Origin of the sequence: Bradyrhizobium sp. SZCCHNR2028, from assembly GCF_032380995.1 — a bacterium.
Taxonomy (GTDB): Bacteria; Pseudomonadota; Alphaproteobacteria; order Rhizobiales; family Xanthobacteraceae; genus Bradyrhizobium.
In genome coordinates, this window is the sequence record NZ_JAUHJF010000034.1 from 25,788 (window position 1) to 44,393 (window position 18,606).

The 18,606-nt window shown below is 66.4% G+C and carries 17 protein-coding genes and 1 pseudogene; 6 read left to right on the top strand and 12 right to left on the bottom strand.

Annotation, left to right across the window (positions count from 1 at the left end; genetic code table 11):
• Nucleotides 1–2 precede the first annotated feature (2 nt).
• Nucleotides 3–1,313, bottom strand: coding sequence for a cation:dicarboxylate symporter family transporter (locus tag QX121_RS30520; protein ID WP_315786473.1), 1,311 nt, complete (start codon nt 1,311–1,313; stop codon nt 3–5).
• A 136-nt stretch (nt 1,314–1,449) separates the two neighbouring features.
• On the opposite strand from QX121_RS30520, the gene QX121_RS30525 reads away from it, so the two are divergent.
• Nucleotides 1,450–2,385 (top strand): LysR family transcriptional regulator, encoded by a 936-nt coding sequence (locus QX121_RS30525; protein WP_315813794.1) that lies wholly within the window; start codon nt 1,450–1,452, stop codon nt 2,383–2,385.
• 223 nt (nt 2,386–2,608) lie between these two features.
• Nucleotides 2,609–3,226: pseudogene (locus QX121_RS30530) on the top strand (NAD(P)/FAD-dependent oxidoreductase); the annotation flags it as partial.
• 54 nt (nt 3,227–3,280) lie between these two features.
• Here the strand turns inward: QX121_RS30530 and QX121_RS30535 are convergent.
• The 10 genes from QX121_RS30535 to QX121_RS30580 form a co-directional block, all read right to left on the bottom strand.
• Nucleotides 3,281–3,910 (bottom strand): urea amidolyase associated protein UAAP2, encoded by a 630-nt coding sequence (locus QX121_RS30535; RefSeq protein WP_315813795.1) that lies wholly within the window; start codon nt 3,908–3,910, stop codon nt 3,281–3,283.
• A gap of 11 nt (nt 3,911–3,921) precedes the next feature.
• Nucleotides 3,922–4,731, bottom strand: coding sequence for an urea amidolyase associated protein UAAP1 (locus QX121_RS30540; RefSeq protein WP_315776814.1), 810 nt, complete (start codon nt 4,729–4,731; stop codon nt 3,922–3,924).
• Entirely contained in the window at nt 4,728–5,330 is a 603-nt protein-coding gene (locus tag QX121_RS30545) for an urea carboxylase-associated family protein (protein ID WP_315813796.1), read from the bottom strand. Before QX121_RS30545 ends, QX121_RS30540 begins: the two co-directional genes overlap by 4 nt.
• An 11-nt stretch (nt 5,331–5,341) precedes the next feature.
• A complete protein-coding gene (locus tag QX121_RS30550; RefSeq protein WP_315744929.1) occupies nt 5,342–5,734 on the bottom strand; it encodes a RidA family protein in 393 nt (130 codons plus the stop codon).
• A 27-nt stretch (nt 5,735–5,761) separates the two neighbouring features.
• Nucleotides 5,762–6,529 (bottom strand): amino acid ABC transporter ATP-binding protein, encoded by a 768-nt coding sequence (locus QX121_RS30555; RefSeq protein ID WP_315813797.1) that lies wholly within the window; start codon nt 6,527–6,529, stop codon nt 5,762–5,764.
• Between the two features lie 13 nt (nt 6,530–6,542).
• On the bottom strand, nt 6,543–7,199 hold the full coding sequence (locus tag QX121_RS30560; protein WP_315705368.1) for an amino acid ABC transporter permease: 657 nt from the start codon (nt 7,197–7,199) through the stop codon (nt 6,543–6,545).
• The gene (locus QX121_RS30565; protein WP_315739206.1) at nt 7,196–7,840 is read right to left on the bottom strand and encodes an amino acid ABC transporter permease; all 645 of its coding nucleotides are present in this window, start codon (nt 7,838–7,840) and stop codon (nt 7,196–7,198) included. Before QX121_RS30565 ends, QX121_RS30560 begins: the two co-directional genes overlap by 4 nt.
• A gap of 117 nt (nt 7,841–7,957) precedes the next feature.
• Nucleotides 7,958–8,812, bottom strand: coding sequence for a transporter substrate-binding domain-containing protein (locus QX121_RS30570; RefSeq protein WP_315813798.1), 855 nt, complete (start codon nt 8,810–8,812; stop codon nt 7,958–7,960).
• A gap of 24 nt (nt 8,813–8,836) precedes the next feature.
• Nucleotides 8,837–9,670 carry a nitroreductase family protein gene (locus tag QX121_RS30575; protein ID WP_315813799.1) on the bottom strand — a complete coding sequence of 278 codons (834 nt, stop codon included), beginning with the start codon at nt 9,668–9,670 and terminating at the stop codon, nt 8,837–8,839.
• 424 nt (nt 9,671–10,094) lie between these two features.
• Nucleotides 10,095–10,580, bottom strand: coding sequence for a MarR family winged helix-turn-helix transcriptional regulator (locus QX121_RS30580; RefSeq protein ID WP_315786448.1), 486 nt, complete (start codon nt 10,578–10,580; stop codon nt 10,095–10,097).
• A 174-nt stretch (nt 10,581–10,754) separates the two neighbouring features.
• Here QX121_RS30580 and QX121_RS30585 point away from each other — a divergent pair, with 174 nt between their 5' ends.
• The 4 genes from QX121_RS30585 to QX121_RS30600 are packed head-to-tail and all read left to right on the top strand — an operon-like array spanning nt 10,755 to nt 16,435.
• The gene (locus QX121_RS30585) at nt 10,755–12,032 is read left to right on the top strand and encodes an amidohydrolase/deacetylase family metallohydrolase (RefSeq protein WP_315813800.1); all 1,278 of its coding nucleotides are present in this window, start codon (nt 10,755–10,757) and stop codon (nt 12,030–12,032) included.
• A gap of 1 nt (nt 12,033) precedes the next feature.
• Nucleotides 12,034–14,412, top strand: coding sequence for a xanthine dehydrogenase family protein molybdopterin-binding subunit (locus QX121_RS30590; protein WP_315813801.1), 2,379 nt, complete (start codon nt 12,034–12,036; stop codon nt 14,410–14,412).
• Nucleotides 14,409–15,239 (top strand): FAD binding domain-containing protein, encoded by an 831-nt coding sequence (locus QX121_RS30595; RefSeq protein WP_315813802.1) that lies wholly within the window; start codon nt 14,409–14,411, stop codon nt 15,237–15,239. The genes QX121_RS30590 and QX121_RS30595 overlap by 4 nt, the downstream gene beginning before the upstream one ends.
• Nucleotides 15,236–16,435, top strand: coding sequence for a 2Fe-2S iron-sulfur cluster-binding protein (locus QX121_RS30600; protein WP_409999386.1), 1,200 nt, complete (start codon nt 15,236–15,238; stop codon nt 16,433–16,435). The genes QX121_RS30595 and QX121_RS30600 overlap by 4 nt, the downstream gene beginning before the upstream one ends.
• Before the next feature lie 1,358 nt (nt 16,436–17,793).
• On the opposite strand, the gene QX121_RS30605 is transcribed toward QX121_RS30600, so the two are convergent.
• Complete coding sequence (locus tag QX121_RS30605; protein WP_315813805.1) at nt 17,794–18,432, bottom strand: DsbA family protein; 639 nt, start codon at nt 18,430–18,432, stop codon at nt 17,794–17,796.
• Nucleotides 18,433–18,606 lie beyond the last annotated feature (174 nt).

Below are 18,606 nucleotides of genomic sequence, written 5' to 3' on the forward strand. Positions count from 1 at the left end.
TCCTACTTTGCTGCTTTCATCTGGACGACCCGCCCCCAATCGTCGCGGTCGAATTCACCATCCCATTTCGCCACCACGATCGCGGCCACTGCGTTGCCGATCGTGTTGGTGATGGCGCGCGCCAGCGACATGAAGCGGTCTACTCCGAGCAATAGCGCGAGGCCTTCGACAGGCAGCCCGGCCGCAACGATGGTCGCCGCCAACGCGGCGAACGCCCCGCCCGTGACACCGGCTGCGCCCTTGCTGGTGAACAGCATCACGACAAACAGGCTCAACTGCTGCGCCGTGCTCAGCTCGATGCCGTAGACCTGCGCCACGAAGATCGTGCTCAGCGGCAATGTCAGCGCCACGCCGTCGAGATTGAAGGAGTAGCCGGACGGAATGACGAGACCGGTCACGGCGCGTCCCACCCCCGCCCTTGGCAGCTTCTCCATCATTCCGGGAATCGCGGTCTCCGACGACGACGTTCCGAGCACGACGAGAAGCTCGGGGCGCAACAGCCGGAGCAGGTCCATCAGCCGGATGCCGACCAGACGGCAGATCATTCCCAGGACGACGAAGATGAAGAACGCCATCATCCCCCAGGCCGTCCCGACCAGGAGCGCGAGGGCGTACAATGTGGCGGCGCCGAACTTGCCGACCGTGAAAGCCATGGCGCCGAAGGCCCCGATCGGTGCCAGCATGACGACGACATGGACCACGCTGAACACGAGCGCGGTCAACCGCTCCATGCCCGAGCGCAGCGACAGCGCCTTTTCGCCGAGCATCAAGAGGCCGATGCCGCACAGCAGCGCGAGCACGAGAACCTGAAGCACGTCGCCGCTGGCAAACGCGCCGAAGAAGCTTTCGGGGATCATGTGCTGGATATACGCCGACAACGAGCCGACATGGGTCTGCGCATAGCGGGCCACGGCTTCGGCCTGTTGCGGGGTGGCGTGCGCCACACCCGCGCCGGGCTGGACCCATCGCACCACGACGAAGCTGAACAGCAGGCAGAGCGTCGTGACGATTTCGAAATACAGGAACGCCTTGAGTCCGATGCGCCCGACCGCCTTCATGTCGCCGACCTGCGCGATGCCGGTCACCACGACCAGGAACACCAGCGGCGCGATCGTGACCTTGATGAGCGAGATGAAGCCGTCGGCGAGCGGTTTGAATTCGAGTGCCGCAGCCGGAAACAGCGCGCCGACGAGTGCGCCGAGCACGGCGCCCGCCACGATCAGGACATAAGGCTCCCGCCAAAGCGAGCCGGCACGAGGCGCAGCAGCCTGCGTCGGGAGCGCCTCGGACAAAGGAGTCGTTGTGATCGTCAATTCCGTGTCCTCCCGCCTCGTGCTCTTCGGCGCTGCAAACAGCGTCTCCGCGGCCCTTATCTTTGGCCTGACATTGGACCAGCCGGTGCCGCGGTGCTAATGCCAGATTGGAATAATTCAATAACGAATTGGCATCATGGACCTGAGCTGGATCGAGGATTTCCTCGCTATTGCGGAGGACGGCGGCTTCTCCCGCGCAGCGCTGCGCCGGCACGTGACGCAGCCGGCCTTGAGCCGGCGGATCAAGTCGCTGGAAGCGTGGCTTGGAGCGCCTCTGTTCGAGCGCAGCACCCATGTCGTGAAGCTGACGCCGGCAGGGGAGAGTTTTCGTCCGGTGGCGGAGGACGTCATTCGCAGGCTGTCAAACGGCCGCGAGGAGGCCCTGGAAGCGGCTCGCCTCAAGGCCGAGACCGTTCAATTCGTCGCCACCCACGCACTGTCGCAGACGTTCTTTCCGGACTGGATCCGCCGGGTCGATCGTGCGCGATCCGGTTCCGCTGTTCAACTCGTGGCGTCGAACTTCGCCGGGTGTGAGAAGCTCCTGCTTGAGGCCCATGCGCATTTCATGCTGGCGCATTACCACCCATCGCTCGCCAGCCGCCTGGACAACGATCGCTTTCAGCGCATCGATCTCGCCGACGACGTCCTGGTCCCGATCAGCGCGACCGGTTACAGGGCCGTCACGCGCAGCGGGCGCCGGCGGCAATCGATGCCGCGGTTTGCGCTGCCTGGCTCTGCGGACAAGCCGCTGCCCTATCTCGCCTATCATCCGGGTTCAGGCGTGGGCCGCATCGTGACCGCCTTCCTCGCGACGAAGCAGCCAAGCGCCATGCTGCTCCCCAGCTTCTCAGCACCGGTGATGCTGCTCATCAACATGGCCCGGGAAGGCCGCGGGATCACCTGGGCTCCACGCAGCCTGGTCGAGCTCGATCTCCAGAGCGGCCGATTGGTGAGAGCCGGCCCGAAGGACTGGGACATCAAGATCAACATATGCCTCATCCGCGCGCGGGCGCGGATGATCCATGCCGCTGAGAGTCTTTGGAGCACGGCAAGGAAGCTGGCAGCCACTTAGCCAATTGGCGAGAATTGGTTGCACAGCCAGCGTTGAGGTCAGCCCAGGCAGGGCTTCGGCCTCGCGCTCCATTTCCGCATCTCCTGCGCCTCTTCGACCCGCTACGGCTCGATTCATGTCTCTGGGCAGGCATAACGAGATGTCTTCCGGCAATCGCCTCTGCCTCGACCTCACTTGTTCCAAGATCGCATAGCTTGATCACAAATATCGGGTGTACATGACCGCGAACGGCGTCGGCATCGCCACCGGCGCCTATACCTCGCTGGGGCTGACGCCGGAATTGTCCGGCCGCTGCATGCCGATCCTGTCGAACTCGCTGGTGACGCGCCCGCTCACTGCGGCCGAGCTCGCGGCGACCAGCTTCAAGACCCGGCAGGTGATCACCGACACGCACACCTTGCGCTTCTACTACCGGCTGCTGCCGGACGACCGCATCCAGATCGGCAGCCGGAGCGCCATCACTGACGCCGACGCTACGCATGACCGGCACCTCCAGCTCCTGATCGACGGCCTGCATCGCAAGTTTCCCGCGCTCACAGGCATCGAGATCGATTATTCGTGGTGGGGCTGGGTCGATGTCAGCCACGACATGATGCCGCGCATCGTGCGTCCCGATGCCCAGGCGAAGCTGGTCTATGCGCTCGGCTATGGCGGCAACGGCGTCTCCTATTCGGCGCAGGCCGGCCGCCGGATGGCGCAGATGCTCGCGGGCCAAGCCTTCAAGGGGCAGGATCTGCCGATCTTCACCTCGGCGCTGCCGACGCATCCCTTCGCGCCGTTCCGCCGCATCGGCCAGCGCCTGCTCTATCGCTGGTATCACCTGCGCGACGAGGCGAGTTGAGGCGCCTCTCGCCGCAGGTCGGTCCGACGAGCGTGCGCCTGCAGCAGCAGGGGTTCATGCCGTCGCTTCCCTGATCTCCACACGGATCGGAGTCGGATCGAAACCGTTGCATGGATTGTTCACCTGCGGACAGTTCGAGATCACGAACAGCACGTCCATCTCCGCGGTCACGTCGACGTAGTTGCCCGGCGCGGACGGGCCGTCGAGCACGGTGAAATTCCCGGAGGGCTCGATCGGCACGTTCATGAAGAAGTTCAGGTTGGAGACGATGTCGCGCTTGGTCAGGCCGTGCCGCGACAGCTCCAGGATGAAGTTTTCGCGGCAGGCATGCAGGTAGCGCGTCGCCTCACCGAAGCGCACGGCATTGCTCTCGCAGGAGCAGCAGCCCGCCGAGGTTTCGTGGCGGCCGCAGGTGTCGGCGGTGATCCGCGCCATCACCCGTCCGCGGTTGGAGATCAGCCGCGTGCCGAGCTCGAGATAGGCCGAGCCCTGGACGCGCAAGGTGTCCTGCGCGCTGTAGCGCTCGGCGGTGTCCTCCGCGACATAGATCAGCGCGTCCACCGCCTGCTCGCCCTCGCTGTCGATGATGCGGAGCGTCTGGCCCCTCTTCAGCACCCGCGACCAGGGCTGCTCGGCGGGAATGTCGAAGGCATAGACGATGCGGCCCAGATCAATCGATGACATGACCACGCTCCTCAGGCGAACAGCCGATCGGTGAATGCGTAGGCACGCAACGCTTCCGGCGACGCCGTGCGGCAGACGTCGTCGGCCGCGGGCGGCGGCAGCCGGTGCCGGATCAGCGTGATCGGCGCGGTCGCTGCGGGTCGCGCCGGATCGAGCGGATGGGCGCAGTTGGAGACGGCGACGATCAGGTTCATCTCGGCGCGCAGAGCGACGAAATCGCCGGAGAGTTTGCGCTCCGCGTGCCAGACGAAGCGGCCGTTTGCGTCCGTCGTCACCGGCGCAAAAAAGGTCACGCAAGGCGGGATGTCGCGCAGGCCCAGTCCGATCTTGGCAGCGGCCAAGATGAAATTCGCCTGCGTGTTGCGCGTCACCTCGCCATAGGCCGACAACGTCGAGTCAGGGGTCGAGCCGCCGACCAGAAGGTCATGCGCGCCGGACGTATCCTCGATCACCGAGAGCAGCACCCGTCCCATGTCCGACAGGATCATCCGGCCCTTCGACAGCGCCGCACTCCATTGCACCTTCACGGTGTCGGCGCAGTTGATCCGCTCGCACGGATCCTCGCTGCGCCACGCCAGCAGCGAGACACTGGAGCGGCCAAGATCATCGCTGATGCGCAGCGCCTCGCCGCGCGACAGCCGCATCGTCGCGTGCCAGCCGGGCGGCACCTGCTCGGTCTGGATGATCGCGTTCGCTGTGATCGGCGCACCGTCGCGCGCGGTCGGCGGCGGCAGCTGCTTCAGCTCCTGCCCCGCCGCGCGCAGCTCCTCGTAGCGGCGGCGGTTGGCGGCGGCCCGCTCCGCCTTGGTCTCTCCGCTCATGCGTCCGTCACCGTGAAATGCGCCTCGACCGGCCGTCCGGCCTTGCCGTTGATCGGCAGGATATCCTGCGGACAGGCGGAGAACGCGATCACCAGATCCATCTCCGCGCGCAAGCGCACTTGGCCGCCGGGAACGGGGCGCGGCGGCGCGGCAAAGCCGAGCGTGCCGTCGGCCTCCCAGGGAATGTTCATGAACAGATTGAGCGGGCTCGGCACCTCCGGCGGCGTCAGGCCGAGCTCGGCCATGCCGGCGAACAGATTGTCGGTGCAATTGTCGTGGTGGCCCTCGTGCCCGAGAAACGCGTAGCGATAGCGGTCGCAGGCGGCGATCAGAGTGTCGTGAATGCCGCCCGAAGTATCCTCGATCAAGGTCAGGATCGGCCGGCGCTTGTTGGTCCGCAGCACGTCTCCCGGCCGCGGCACCAGATGCAGCGAATGCGCCCGCGTGTGCTCGTTCGACATGAACTCCGACAAGTCGGCGCGATTGAACGCCCAGGTGTCGACCACCTGCTCGCCATGGGTATTGATCACGGTGACCACCTGGCTGGCCGTGACGAGCGCCGCCTTGCCGCGCCGCGCCGGAATCTCGATCGGATCCATCGCTCTCTCCTTCAGGGCTTGTAGGCGACCATGTCGATCTCGACGATGCCGCCGCGCGCCAGATCGCAGACGCCGATCGTGGTCCGGCCAGGCCGGTACGCATCGTCGAAATGATTGGAGAAAATCGTATTCATCGCGGCGTAGTCGCGCTTGAAATCGGTCAGGTAGATGCGGGCGAACACGACGTTCGCGAAGCTCATGCCGCAGCCCTTCAGCACACGCGCGAGGTTATCCATGACCTTGCGGGTCTGCGCGTCGATACCGTCCGGGAGCGGCAGCGCGTCGTCATCGGGATCGGTCGCGAGCTGGCCGGTGACGAACAGGAACGGACCGGCCTGCACCGCATGGCTGTAGGGAGTGACCGGCTTCGGCGCGTCCGGGAGCAGATGATAAATCGGATCCATGGCGTGTCTCCTCGCGTTGTTTCTGGCTCATCCGGCGGCGTAGCGCTGGATGAACTGGCGCGCGCGTTCGGTTTCCGGGTTGACGAAGAAGCGCTCCGGAGGCCCGGTCTCGACCACGCGGCCGCGATCGAGAAACAGAATGCGGGTGGCGGCTTCGCGAGCAAAGCCCATCTCGTGGGTCACGATCACCATCGTGCGGCCCTCGCGCGCAAGCTCGCGCATCACCACCAGCACCTCGCCGACCAGCTCCGGATCGAGCGCGCTGGTCGGCTCGTCGAACAAGAGGACGTCCGGCTTCATCGCCAGCGCACGCGCAATGCCGACGCGCTGCTTCTGCCCACCGGACAGCCGCGCCGGGAACACATCGCATTTGTCGGAGAGCCCGACCTTGGCGAGCAGCGCCATCGCCTCCTCGCGCACCTCGGCCACGGGACGCTTCTGCACTTGCACCGGCGCCTCCATGAGATTCTGAAGGACCGTCAGATGTGGCCACAGCGCGAAATGCTGGAACACCATGCCGATCCGCGTGCGGACCCGCGACAGCTCACGGTCGGACATAACGACGCCACCATTGTTGATGCCGATGCGGTCTCCGTTGAGATAGATCTGGCCGGCATTCGGCCGCTCCAGCCAGTTGATGCAGCGAAGGAGGGTCGACTTGCCGGAGCCGGACGGGCCGAGCACGCAGACCGTCTCGCCGCGCGTCACCGTGAAGCTGATATCGGAGAGCACCTCGAGCTCGCCGAACCGCTTGGAAATGCCGGCGACGTCGAGCACGGCCATGTCGTCGGTCATCCCGGGCTCCTTCTCAGCGCCGCGCCGCGGCCAGCCGGTCGATGCCGCTGACACCCGCCTCGATCACGAGGCAGAGCCCCCAATACAGGATCACGGCGGTGATGAAGGCGGCGAACGGCACGTAGTGGCGCGACTGGATCGAGCTCGCGGCATGCGTCAGCTCGGGCAGTGCGATGATAGTTAGAAAAGCGCTGTCCTTGACGATCTGGATCATCTGGTTGCCGATGACAGGACCTGCGGCGAGCAGCAGCGGCGGCAGGATGATGCGGCGGAACAATCGCGCCCCGGAGAAGCCGAAGGCGACGCCGGCTTCGATCGGCTCGCGCGGCTGCGCCGCCCAGGCGCCGCGCAGGATCTCGGCGAGATAGGCGGCGTGATAGACGGTCAGCGCCACCAGCCCCGAGCTCCAATTGTCGAGCCTAATGCCAAACGAGGGCAAACCGTAGTAGACGATGTAGGCGAACAGCAGGAACGGCACGCAGCGCATGCCGTCGACGAACACGCGCACGGTGAGCGCCAGCCAGCGCCGCTTCGACATCAGGGCCGGCGTCAGCACGAAGGCGATCACGAGCCCGGCGATCGCCGACAGCACCGAGAGGATCGTGGTGTTGCCGAGACCGCTCAGCAGCAGACCCCGCTCGCTCCAGACGATGGCGAAATCCCGGATCATGCGGCCTCGGCCGCGAGCTGGCGCCGCTCGATGAAGCGCTGCAGCGAGACCAGCGCGAACACGATCGGCGCATACATCGCGATGGCGACCAGGAACGGCGGCAGCGGCTCATAGGTCTCGGCGCCGATGCGCACCGCCGCGCGGGTGATGTCGACGACGCCAACGACCGCCAGCACGGGCGTGACCTTGATCAGCAGCGACATCTCGTTGACGAGCCCGGGCAGACTGACCCGCACGATCTGCGGCAGGACGATGCGGCGGAAGCGCAGGCTCGCATGCATGCCGACCGACTGCGCGGCCTCGTACTGCTCCTTCGGGAAGTTCATCAGAGCGGCGCGCCAGACCTCGCAGTTGAACGCCGAGGTGTTCATCACCAGCGCCAGGATCGCCGCCGACACCGGCCCGATTGCGATCCCGACATTGGGCAGCGCGAAGAACAGCAGCAGCAGCAACGTCACGAGCGGGGTCGCGCGCAGCACCGAGACATAGACCGCGACCACGCGGGCGACGATCGGAACGTTGGCCCAGCGCAGCAGCGCCAGGCCAAGGCCGATCGGCAGCCCGATCAGGATGCCGACCAAGGACAGCGTCACCGTGACCACCGCGCCCTGCAGGATGGCCAGCACGTCGGCCGCGCTCATCGCCGTCCACCCGTGGCGTCGCCGAGCAGCCGCGTCCCGTCGAGGGTCAACTCGCCGTCGAGCGGACCGGCGCGCAGCGATCGCCACCCGCACATCAGCTGCACCCCAACCGCGGCGTCAGAATTCCGGCTCGAACGTGACCGGCAGATCCGGGAAGGCCTCGCCGAACCACTTCTTTTGCAATTCGGCGAACCGGCCGCTTTCCTTCTCCTTGGCGATGAAGCCGTTCAGGAATTCGACCAGCTCCGTGTTTCCCTTGGCGACCGCCCAGGCCGGATAGGATTTGCCGGAGACGGGCTGGCCGACCGCGAACACGTTCGGCTTCTCGGCGATCAGCGCCTTGATGTTGATGATCGTGTTGACCACGTAGTCGACGCGGCCGAGCGCGAGATCCTGATAGGCTTCGGGATAAGAGGTGTATTCGACCACCTTGCCGAGCTTGCCGCCCTCCTTTTCCAGCATCGCCTGGAGCTCGGGCAGCCGCCCCAGCAGCGCGCTGCCGGCCTGCACGCCGACGGTCTTGCCGCTGAGATCCTTGATCGCGGAGATGCTCTTGTCGTCCTTGCGCTTCACGTAATAGTGCGTCGCGTCGGCGATCGGGCTGGTGAAGTCGAGCGACTTCTTGCGCTCCTTGGTGATGATCGCCGCGGTGATGGCGACATCGTACTTGCCGGTGGAGACGCCGGCCAGGATGCCTGTCCACGGCAGGATCTGCTGCTTGATCTCGAACGGCGCGTATTTGCGCAGATCCTCGATCAGTTCGTTGTCGAAGCCGGTCGGCTTGCCGTCCTTGACGAACTCGAAGGGACGGAAATCGTCCTCGGTCGCGACGATGAGACCGCGCTTCTTGATCTCGTCGAGGCTGCCGGCCTTGGCGCTGAACGCGGGCGGCAAGGTCAGCGCGGCGGCCAGCAGCGCAAGCGCTGCTCGCCGCGACGGTGCCGACAGGCGGGGAAACGAAGGCTTGGTCATCTCGTATCTCCTTACATGAACTGATCAGTCGAAGCTGAAGCCGTGCGCGCGCAGATAAGGTGGGAAGGAAGCCCCCTCGGCCTTGGCGGCCTGCCGCGCCTTGTCCTCCGACCAGCCGTAGAAATCGGCCTCGCCGAACTCGGCATTGCCGCGCTGCTGCTCCTTCGGAATCGCGTGCCGCGCATGGCGCCGCCGATCGTAATCGTCGAGCGCCGCAGGCAGTGCATCGTCGCCGTAGCAGTCGACATGGGTGGTGATGCTGCGCGGCAGCCGCAGGCTGACATGGCCTTCTGCGGCGGGATAGCCGAGACACAGCCCAGCGACGGGAAACACCATGTCGGGCAGTTCCAGCACCTTGGCGACAATGTCGATCTCATTGCGGATCACGCTGATTGGACAGGTGCCGAGGCCGGCGGACTCCGCGCACAGGATCATGGTCTGCAGCGCCAGCGCCGCATCGACCGAGGCGTTGAAGAAGCCTTCCAGGGTGCCGTTCCTGACCGGCTTGCCGCGCAGCTCGCCGATCCGCTGCAGCCGCCGCGCGTCACCGAGGAAAACGAAGAACAGCGGCGACGCGCCGATCCAGGGCATGCTCGGAAACAGCCGGCCGATCGCCGCCCGCTTGTCGGCATTGCGCACGCGCATCACCGAAGCCTGCTGGAAATCCGACTTGGCCGAGGCGCTCAGCGCGCAGGCGACGAGCAGGTCGAGCAGCCCCTCCTCCGGCATCCGGTCGCTATAGCGGCGCACCGTCTTGCGCGACAGCACGCCGCGCAGGAACGCATTGGCCTCGACATCGCCGCCATCGGGTCCGCCGTCTCCGAAGCGTGTGGCGAGGGCATCGGCATGCTCGGACATCACAGCGCCCCTATTGCATCACGCGCGACGCGCCAGGTCGAACGAACGCCATTGGCCTGAGCCATGATCGGCGGATCCCGCAGCGGCAGACGTCGCATTGCTCACCCCACGCGCTGCGACATCGGTGTCGCCGCCCCGGATCGATTTCGCCGCGGCTTCCGCAGCTATTATTCGAGATGTGAGCAAGGGACATGCCAGATGTCGCGGGGCCTGGCGCAGCGCGACCGCTCCTGCAACGATCTTCACCGAAAATGAGCAGCCAAATGCGCCGGTTGCGGACAAAACGCCGCAGCACCTGAATGCGGAGCATGCTTCGTATTTACGGCGACGGCGCCCCGACCGGATACTGCACTCCGGCGACGCGCTGCTTTTCGGGCAGCACCATGCCCATTATCTAATCGGAACTCATCGCGGTCGGGCGCGCTCAGTCTGGCGATCGCGTCGCATCGAGCCGTTCGCCCTGCGCCTTGACGATCGCCTGCATCATGGCAATGAAGCGTTTCTGATCGGCCTTGGTGAGATCCGCGACCGTCGCGAGATGCGCCGCCCGTGCCGGCCGCTCGATCTTGCGCAGCAATGCCGCGCCGGAACGGGTCAGGCGGCAGGTCCGCGACCGCCGGTCGTGCGGTCCGACGCTGCGATCGACGAAGCCGCGCGCCTGCAGCCGCTTCAATGCGCCGGTCGTCGTGGTCCGGTCGAGCGCGATGTCCTGGGCCAGCGCCGTCTGATCCGCCGTCCCCCGTTTCGCCAGCGCCGTCAACAGGCTGTACTGCAACGGCGTGATCTCATAGGCGGCGCATTTCTGCTGGAACAGCGCGACGTGGATCTGGTGCAGCCGCCGGATCAGATAGCCCGGGCGCGCCTCGAGCGGCCATGACGGATCTGCTTTCGGATTAGTCCTTCCTGCCATCGAACGGCTCCCGCATAAGCGCTGATCACGCTGCATCAATTTGAAGCTGTCTATGGCACGGATCTTGATGTAATGCGAAGTATGCTTCGTAAATCGGTCGGCACATCATCGGTGCCGGCTCATCGAGGAAGGCTTTGACCGGGACGAGCACGCTGCCCGGAAAGGAGACCTTGCATGTCCGTGAGCGCCTCGTTCGACCTGCTGCTGCGCGGCGGTCGTGTCATTGACCCCGCCTCCGGCATCGATGGACTGAAGGATGTCGCCATCCGCAATGGCCGCATCGCCGCTGTCCAGTCCGATATCCTGCCGACCAGCGCCAGGGACGTCGTCGACGTCACCGGCCAGCTCGTGCTTCCCGGACTGATCGACACCCACGCACATGCCTATCAGTACGTCACCGGCCGCTTCGGCATGAATGCGGACATGGTCGGCGTACAGTCGGGCGTCACCAGCCTGATCGACCAGGGTGGTCCGTCCTGCATGACCCTGCCCGGCTTCCGGCACTTCGTCGCCGAGCAGGCGCAATCGCGCGTCTATGCGTTCCTGTCGGCCTATCTGGTCGGCGGCCTCGAGGGCCATTACTACCCCGATCTCTACCGGCCCGACTGTGTCGACATCGACGCGACGGTGAAATCCGCGGTCGCCAACCGCGACCTCGTCCGCGGCATCAAGGCACATGCCGAGATCGGCGGCTTCGCGCGCTGGGGCATCCGCGTGATCGAGATGGCCGCCGAGATCGGCCGCCGCGCCGAGCTGCCGGTCTATGTGCATTTCGGCCAGCTCTGGGGCCTGCCGGCGAGCGGCACCAATGGCGAGGACGTCGACACCATCCTGGAGCGCGTGATCCCGCTGCTGCGTCCGGGGGACGTGCTGGCGCACCCGTTCACACGGCATCCCGGCGGCTTCGTCAACACCAAGGGCGATGTACATCCGGTGATCCAGGCCGCGCTCGACCGCGGGCTCAAGGTCGACGTCGGTCATGGCAGCCATTTCTCCTATCGGCTGGCGCGCAAGGCGATCGACGCCGGCATCGTGCCGCATACGCTCGGCGCCGACATCCACGGCTACAACACGCATGTGCCAGCACCGGCCGGCACGCCGGACGAACATGCCGACGACGAGAACCATCCGTTCGCGGGCCAGGCCAAGTTCAGCCTCGTGCAGGCGATGAGCTCGCTGGTCGCGCTCGGGCTGACGCTGGAGCAGGTCGTGCCGATGGTGACGTCGAACCCGGCTAGCATGCTCGGCCTGTCCGATCAGATCGGCGCACTGCGTCCGGGCATGGACGCCGACGTCAGCGTGCTCCAGGAGAAGCAAGAGCGCTTCGTGCTGCGCGACAACGAGAAGACCGAGGTGATTGCCGATCGGCTGCTGCAGCCGGTGTTCTGCCTGCGCGCCGGCGTCAGGCACGACGCAACGGCGCCGATCCTGCCTGCAGCGGTCGCGGCCTGACGTGGCCGGCGCGGCGCCGACCGTCTCGGATGAGCGCGCGCCGCGTGGCGTCGGCGCGCGGCTGCAGCGCAAGGAGGACGATCGCTTCCTGCGCGGCCGCGGCCAGTATGTCGCCGACATCAGGCTGCCGGGGATGAAGGACGTCGCCTTCGTGCGCAGCCCGATGGCGCACGCCAGCATCAAGGCGATCCATATTCCCACGGTGTACCGCGACGTCGTCTTCACGGCCGACGACCTCGCCGGCATCAAGCCGATCCGCGCCGTCTCAGGCCTGCCCGGGTTCAAGATTTCCGAGCAGCCGGTGCTGGCGACAGGCAAGGTGCGCCATGTCGGCGAACTCGTGGCGATGTGCGTCGCGCGCAGCCGCGCCGAGGCCGAGGACATCGCCGCTTCCGTCGAGCTCGACCTGGAGCCGCTGCCGGCGGTGCACGACATGCGGCTGGCGCGCGCGGCCGGCGGCGCGCTCGTGCACGAGCATTGGGGCGACAACGTCTTCCTGGAAACGAATTTCGAGGTCGACATCACTGCGGCGCTTGACGCGCCGATCAAGGTGACGCGCGAGATCTCGACGGCGCGCCAGTGCATGGCGCCGCTGGAGGGCCGCGGCGTCGTCGCGACCTTCGATCACCGGCTCGATCAGCTCACGCTGCACACGGGCTCGCAGATGCCACACATCGTGCGCAACGGCCTGTCCGACTGCCTCGGCATGGACCAGGGCCGCATCCGCATCATCGCACCCGACATCGGCGGCGGCTTCGGCCACAAGGGCATCCTGCTGCCCGAGGAAGTGTGCCTGAGCTGGCTCGCCATGGAAAAGGGCTGGACGGTGCGCTGGCTCGAGGACCGGCGCGAGCATTTGAGTGCGAGCGCGAATTGCCGCGAGCACGCCTATCACATCACGGTCTATGCCGATCGCGACGGCCGCCTGCGCGGCATCGACTGCGAGGCGATCGTCGATTCCGGCGCCTACTCGTCCTATCCGTTCTCGGCCTGCCTCGAAGCGGCGCAGATCGCGAGCATCCTGCCGGGGCCGTATCGGATGCCGGCCTATCGCTGCCGCACCTACTCGGTCGCAACCAACAAATGCCCGATCCTGCCCTATCGCGGCGTGGCGCGCACCGGCGTCTGCTTCGCGCTCGAGCTGCTGCTCGATGCCGTCGCGGCCGAAGCCGGGCTCGAGCCCGGCGAGGTCCGGCTGCGCAATCTGGTGCAACCGCAGGACATGCCGTTCGACAACATCACCAACAAGCATTTCGATAGCGGCGACTATCCCGGCGCGTTGCAGCGGGCGCTGGCGTCGATCGACGTCCCCGCGATCCGCGCCCGGCAACAGCGCGGCGAGGCGGACGGCCGGCTGATCGGGACCGGCGTCTCGATCTATTGCGAGCAGGCCGCGCATGGCACCTCGGTCTATGCCGGCTGGGGCATCCCGATGGTACCCGGCCATGAGCAGGCCACGGCGCGCCTGACGCCCGACGGCGGGCTTGAGCTGCGCGTCGGCGTTCATTCGCACGGCCAGGGACTCGAGACCACGCTGGCTCAGGTCGCCTCCGAAGTGCTCGGCGTCGATCCCGGCAACATCCGCGTCGTGCTCGGCGACACCGCGATGACGCCCTATTCCACCGGCACCTGGGGCTCGCGCTCGATGGTGATGGCCGGCGGAGCCGTAGGCACCGCCTGCGCGCAGCTCGTCGCGCGCGCCACGCGCATCGGCGCCAAGCTGCTGCAGCTCGCGCCGGAGGCGATCGTGTGGCGCGAGGGACGCGCCTGCGGACCGAACGGCAGCGTCAGCCTCGCCGAGATCGCCCACACCTGGTACCGCCGGCCGCAGGACCTTCCCGCCGACGTTGACCCGGCCGGCCTCGAGGTCACCAGCGGCTACAAGCCGGTGCGCGACAGCGGCACCTTCTCCTACGCGGCCCATGCCGTCACGGTCGCGGTCGATCCGGATCTCGGCGAGGTCGAGCTGCTCGACTACGTCATCGTCGAGGATGGCGGTGTCCTCGTCAATCCGATGATCGTCGACGGCCAGATTCTCGGTGGCCTGGCGCAGGGCATCGGCACCGCGTTGTACGAGGAGATGCCGTTCGACGACGCCGCGCAGCCGCTGGCGACGACGCTGGCCGACTACCTGCTGCCGGGTCCGACCGAAGTCCCCGAGCCCCGCCTGTTCCACATGGAGACGCCGTCGCCCTACACGATGTTCGGCGTCAAGGGCATCGGTGAGGGCGGTGCGATCGCGCCACCGGCGGCGATCGCCAATGCCGTCAACGACGCGCTGCGGCCGCTTGGTGCGGAGCTGATGCAGTCACCGCTGTCGCCACGCCGCATCGTCGCGACAGTGCTGGCAGCGAAACAGGCGCAAGCGAGCTCGCCGTGAAGGCTGCATCCTTCGCCTATGAGCGTCCCAACAGCGTCGGCGCCGCGCTCGCCCTGCTCGCGGACGCCAATGGCGGCGCAAGGATCATGGCCGGTGGCCAGTCGCTCGGGCCGATGCTCAATCTGCGCCTGGTGCAGCCGCCACTGATCGTCGACATCGCGGGGCTCGCCGAGCTTCGTACGGCCGAGCGTGACGGCGATGATCTTGTCATCGGCGCCTGCGTCACCCATGCCGACATCGAGGACGGCCGGCTTCCTGACGTGACTCATGGCGTGCTGCGGCGGATCGCGCGCGGCATTGCCTACCGCGCCGTACGCAACCGCGGCACAATCGGAGGCTCGCTCAGTCACGCCGACCCGGCCGCCGACTGGGTAACGACGCTCACGGCCCTCGGCGCCGGCGTGCGGCTGACGAGCTCCACCGGCCAACGTGACATCGCCGTGGCAGAGTTCATCCAGGGCGCACTGCAGACCGCGCTGCGTCCCGGCGAGTTCGTCGCCGCGATCCGCCTTCCCTCCCTGTCGCCCACGACGCGCTTCGGCTACGCCAAGGCCTGCCGCAAGCCCGGCGAATTCGCGCATGCGATGGCCGCCGTCCTGATCGAGCCGGACAAGGCCTGCAGCCGAGTTGTGATCGGCGCCATCGACAGGACGCCGATCGTCGTCGACGATTCATCGCTGTTTGGCGGAGCGAACACTAATCTCGGGCAGCAGTTCGATCGCGACCTCGCCGACCGCCTGCTGATGCAGGCCGGCGTGACCGATCCGGCCGCCCGGCACATCCACGTGACCGTGCTCGCGCGGGCGATCGCGGAGGCCGTGGCGTGATGAAGCTCCAGCTCACCGTCAACGGCAGCGCGACCGAGGCCACGGTCGAACCGCGTACCCATCTCGCCGACGTCCTGCGTGATCGGCTCGACCTGACCGGGACGCATCTCGGTTGCGAGCATGGCGTCTGTGGCGCCTGCACACTGCTGCTCGACGGCGCTCCGGCCCGCTCCTGCATCACGCTCGCGGTGGCCTGCGATGGTGCCGCGGTCACGACCATCGAAGGCCTGGATGAGGATGAGATCGCAGCCGAGCTGCGCACGGCCTTTGCGCGCGAGCATGCGCTGCAATGCGGCTACTGCACACCCGGCATGATCATGTCGGCGCGCGACCTCGTGCTGCGCCTCGATCACGCGGACGAGCAGGCCATCCGTGTCGGGTTGAGCGGCAATCTCTGCCGTTGCACCGGCTATGTCGGGATCGTCCGCGCTGTCCGCGCGGTGATCGAGGCGCGGCGGCAACGCGGCATCGCGTCCGTGATCGGCGCCGGACGCACGACGCTCGGACCCGTGGGATCGCAGTCGGGCGCGGTCGCGACCGCTGCGTCGTCAGCGCGGCCAGCAATGGCGGAGACGGCGGTTAACCGGGGCGCTGCCATCAGCACACGCGATATTCCCGAGGCCGTGCCCGCCAAGAGCTTCGACGCATCCTTCACGGTGAACGCCGCGCCTGCGCAGGTCTTCGCGCTGTTCGGAAACCTCACGACCCTGACCGCATGCTTTCCCGGCGCGATGATCACGGCCATGCCGGCCCCCGATCGCATCGAAGGCGAGATCAGGGTCGCGCTTGGCCCGCTTGCGGCCGTGTTCCGCGGCGCCGCGCGGATCGAGCGCGACGACGCAAGTCTGTCCGGCCGGCTGATCGGCACCGGACGTGACCAGCAGAGCCGCAGCTCGACCTCCGGGCAGATCAGCTGGCGCATGCTTCCGATCGACCAAGGACGGGCAACCCGCGTCGAGCTCGCCATACGCTACAGCCTCTCCGGTCCACTAGCGCAGATCGCGCGCGACGGGTTGGTGCGCGATCTAGCGGCGCGCCTCACGACGACGTTCGCGCAAAACTGCGAGCGGCATCTCAACGGCACGTTGAATCCGGCAGAGACTGCCGAGCCGCAGCGCCTCAACGCACTTGCCCTCCTGATGGACATCGCACGGACACGTCTTACGGCCTTCGCGCGGCGCATGCGCGGGCAATGAAGCCGCCCCTCACCGGCGGACTGGTTCTCGTCCACGGTCAGCTTTGAATGAGCGCCGAACACCAGCGCGGAACATCGTCACGGCACCTGTCTCCACGTTTCAAACAGCAGGCGTGACGACGCGATCTCGCGGCCGCCCGAGCCCGAGTTATTGTCTTCATTCAACCGCCTCTCAACGAAGAGGCGCAGGGAAGACCGGGTATCGGCTGATACCCGCGGTCCGCGTGCAGCAAATTAGCACGCGGCAGAACCACAGGTTCAGCCCAATATCCGGCCTTCCCTGCGCGACGGTTTGACGGGTTATAGGCGCTCTCCCCGGGGATCGGCTGTCTTGCCCCCGTCGCCAGCGGATCATCATCACCGCCGGCTTGGCATCAGCACCGCGATGCCAGGACCACACCACTTCGCCGTCGCATCGCTCCGTTCGTCGGCGCGGGCTGTGACACCCGGCTGCGGAGCAACGCGCCCGTCGCATCTTCCGGCTCGACGCTCGTGACGATCGCGAAACGTCCCTCTTCAGCGAGCCGGGATGCGCGAGAATGTGGAGGTGATTTGCCCGACAACGCAAGGGATGAGTCTGCGACAAACCGGCACGACGGGCGGTTGGCGCATGCCGGGCATGCAAGGATTGCCCGTCGGGCAGATGGTCAGTCAGCCGATCGGCGACACCACCGGACGTCGACGCAGCGCTGCTTGGCGTTCGCTCTCACCGTGAACACGCTGCTCACGGCCAATGTGCCGCGCGGATTTCGGCGCTGGACCCTCTCCATGAACACGCAGCTCATGGCCGATGTGCAGTGCCGTCCTCGGCTTTTGACCCTCATGGTGAGGAGCGCCGGGCTCCGCAGCCCGTCCCGCGACGACTGCCCAAGGCGGCGCGTCTCGAACCATGAGGCCGCAGCTGGGGCCTCGCCCTTCGAGACGCCCGCCTTCAGCGGGCTCCTCAGGGTGAGGGCTTGAAGTAGTCGCCCGGCGACCGGGAACGCATCAAATGATCCGCCATCTCCCACGAAGGGCGCAGCCATGGTCTTGCGCGAGTACTCTCCTGCCTGTGTCCGAAAATGCAGGTCGAGCGGCCCTACGCTGCATTCGAACCCGGATCGATCATGATACGCGGCAAGCGCTTCGAAGTGGAGTGGTTTGAGATCGGTCACACCTCAAACGCCCCTGCGCTCGCGATAGCGGCGAACGGGTGTCGCGGCCCCGGTCTTCGACCGGCGGGTTGCGACGGCAGAGTTAAGTGCACTGTCAACGTAACCCCAAATTATTCTTATTGCGCCGAGGGGTCGCAAGTGCTCTCCGTCAAGGAACTTGATACATTGATTTACATGTTTCGCTGCGATGGCGGCCAGATCGCCGTTAGGCGGGAGCGACAGCAGCAGCCTCACGGATGGCTGATGCAATCTCGTCTTCGCTGCGTCCTCCGTTGATGGCGATGCGCCCGCCGAAGACGAAGTGAGGAACTGACCTGACCCCGGCTGCCATCGATCGGGCCGCCTCCTGCTCGACACGTCTATGTTGCTCGGGGTCAAGCGCTATCGCACGAGCTTCTTCCCGTTCGAACCCATAGGCCACGGCGATATCCGCAAGGACATCGGCGTCTGAGACGTTCCTTGCTTCCAGAAAATGCGCATCAGTGATCGCGACGGCGAGCGGATGCTGCGTCCCTCGTGCGCGCGCCGCAAGGATCAACCCGTGCGCCGCCTGTGTTCTGTAAGTCCAGAGTTGGCGGCTCAGGTCGAGGTCAAGGCCAGACGCCCGGGCCTCCGCCTCGGGCCGGGCGAAGGAGGCCTTCGGATCCGTCACGCCGTAACGCGACAAGAGAAGATCGGGAATGTAGAGGCCCTCCTCCGGCGCATCGGGAAGCAGAAGGACCGGGTGCTGGCGGATATCGGCATCCAGCTCAGGGAAACGTTCCGCCAGGACCTTGTCGAGACGGTGATGCCCGATGATGCACCATGGGCAGGCGGTCTCGGTGTAAAGATCGATTTGCAGCATTATCTCATCCTTCTGGTCATTGAACCGACAGTCTTGGATTAATCTGAGCCGTTTCGCGTCGACCGCGGCGCCTTCCATCCCTAAATCAGGACACGCCATCGACGGAGGGCAAGCCAGGGTCGATACCGGTCATCTTGACGGACACATCCCACAGTCGCTTGGCGAGCTGCGGAT

Excerpts from the sequence above, each read along its gene's own strand:
- QX121_RS30565 (WP_315739206.1), bottom strand. The coding sequence starts at position 7,840 with ATGAGCGCGGCCGACGTGCTGGCCATCCTGCAGGGCGCGGTGGTCACG.
- QX121_RS30550 (WP_315744929.1), bottom strand. The coding sequence starts at position 5,734 with ATGGATCCGATTTATCATCTGCTCCCGGACGCGCCGAAGCCGGTCACT.
- QX121_RS30570 (WP_315813798.1), bottom strand. The coding sequence starts at position 8,812 with ATGACCAAGCCTTCGTTTCCCCGCCTGTCGGCACCGTCGCGGCGAGCA.
- QX121_RS30525 (WP_315813794.1), top strand. The coding sequence starts at position 1,450 with ATGGACCTGAGCTGGATCGAGGATTTCCTCGCTATTGCGGAGGACGGC.
- QX121_RS30605 (WP_315813805.1), bottom strand. The coding sequence starts at position 18,432 with ATGCTGCAAATCGATCTTTACACCGAGACCGCCTGCCCATGGTGCATC.
- QX121_RS30545 (WP_315813796.1), bottom strand. The coding sequence starts at position 5,330 with ATGGATCCGATCGAGATTCCGGCGCGGCGCGGCAAGGCGGCGCTCGTC.
- QX121_RS30535 (WP_315813795.1), bottom strand. The coding sequence starts at position 3,910 with ATGTCATCGATTGATCTGGGCCGCATCGTCTATGCCTTCGACATTCCC.
- QX121_RS30555 (WP_315813797.1), bottom strand. The coding sequence starts at position 6,529 with ATGACCGACGACATGGCCGTGCTCGACGTCGCCGGCATTTCCAAGCGG.
- QX121_RS30560 (WP_315705368.1), bottom strand. The coding sequence starts at position 7,199 with ATGATCCGGGATTTCGCCATCGTCTGGAGCGAGCGGGGTCTGCTGCTG.
- QX121_RS30575 (WP_315813799.1), bottom strand. The coding sequence starts at position 9,670 with ATGTCCGAGCATGCCGATGCCCTCGCCACACGCTTCGGAGACGGCGGA.
- QX121_RS30580 (WP_315786448.1), bottom strand. The coding sequence starts at position 10,580 with ATGGCAGGAAGGACTAATCCGAAAGCAGATCCGTCATGGCCGCTCGAG.
- QX121_RS30540 (WP_315776814.1), bottom strand. The coding sequence starts at position 4,731 with ATGAGCGGAGAGACCAAGGCGGAGCGGGCCGCCGCCAACCGCCGCCGC.
- QX121_RS30585 (WP_315813800.1), top strand. The coding sequence starts at position 10,755 with ATGTCCGTGAGCGCCTCGTTCGACCTGCTGCTGCGCGGCGGTCGTGTC.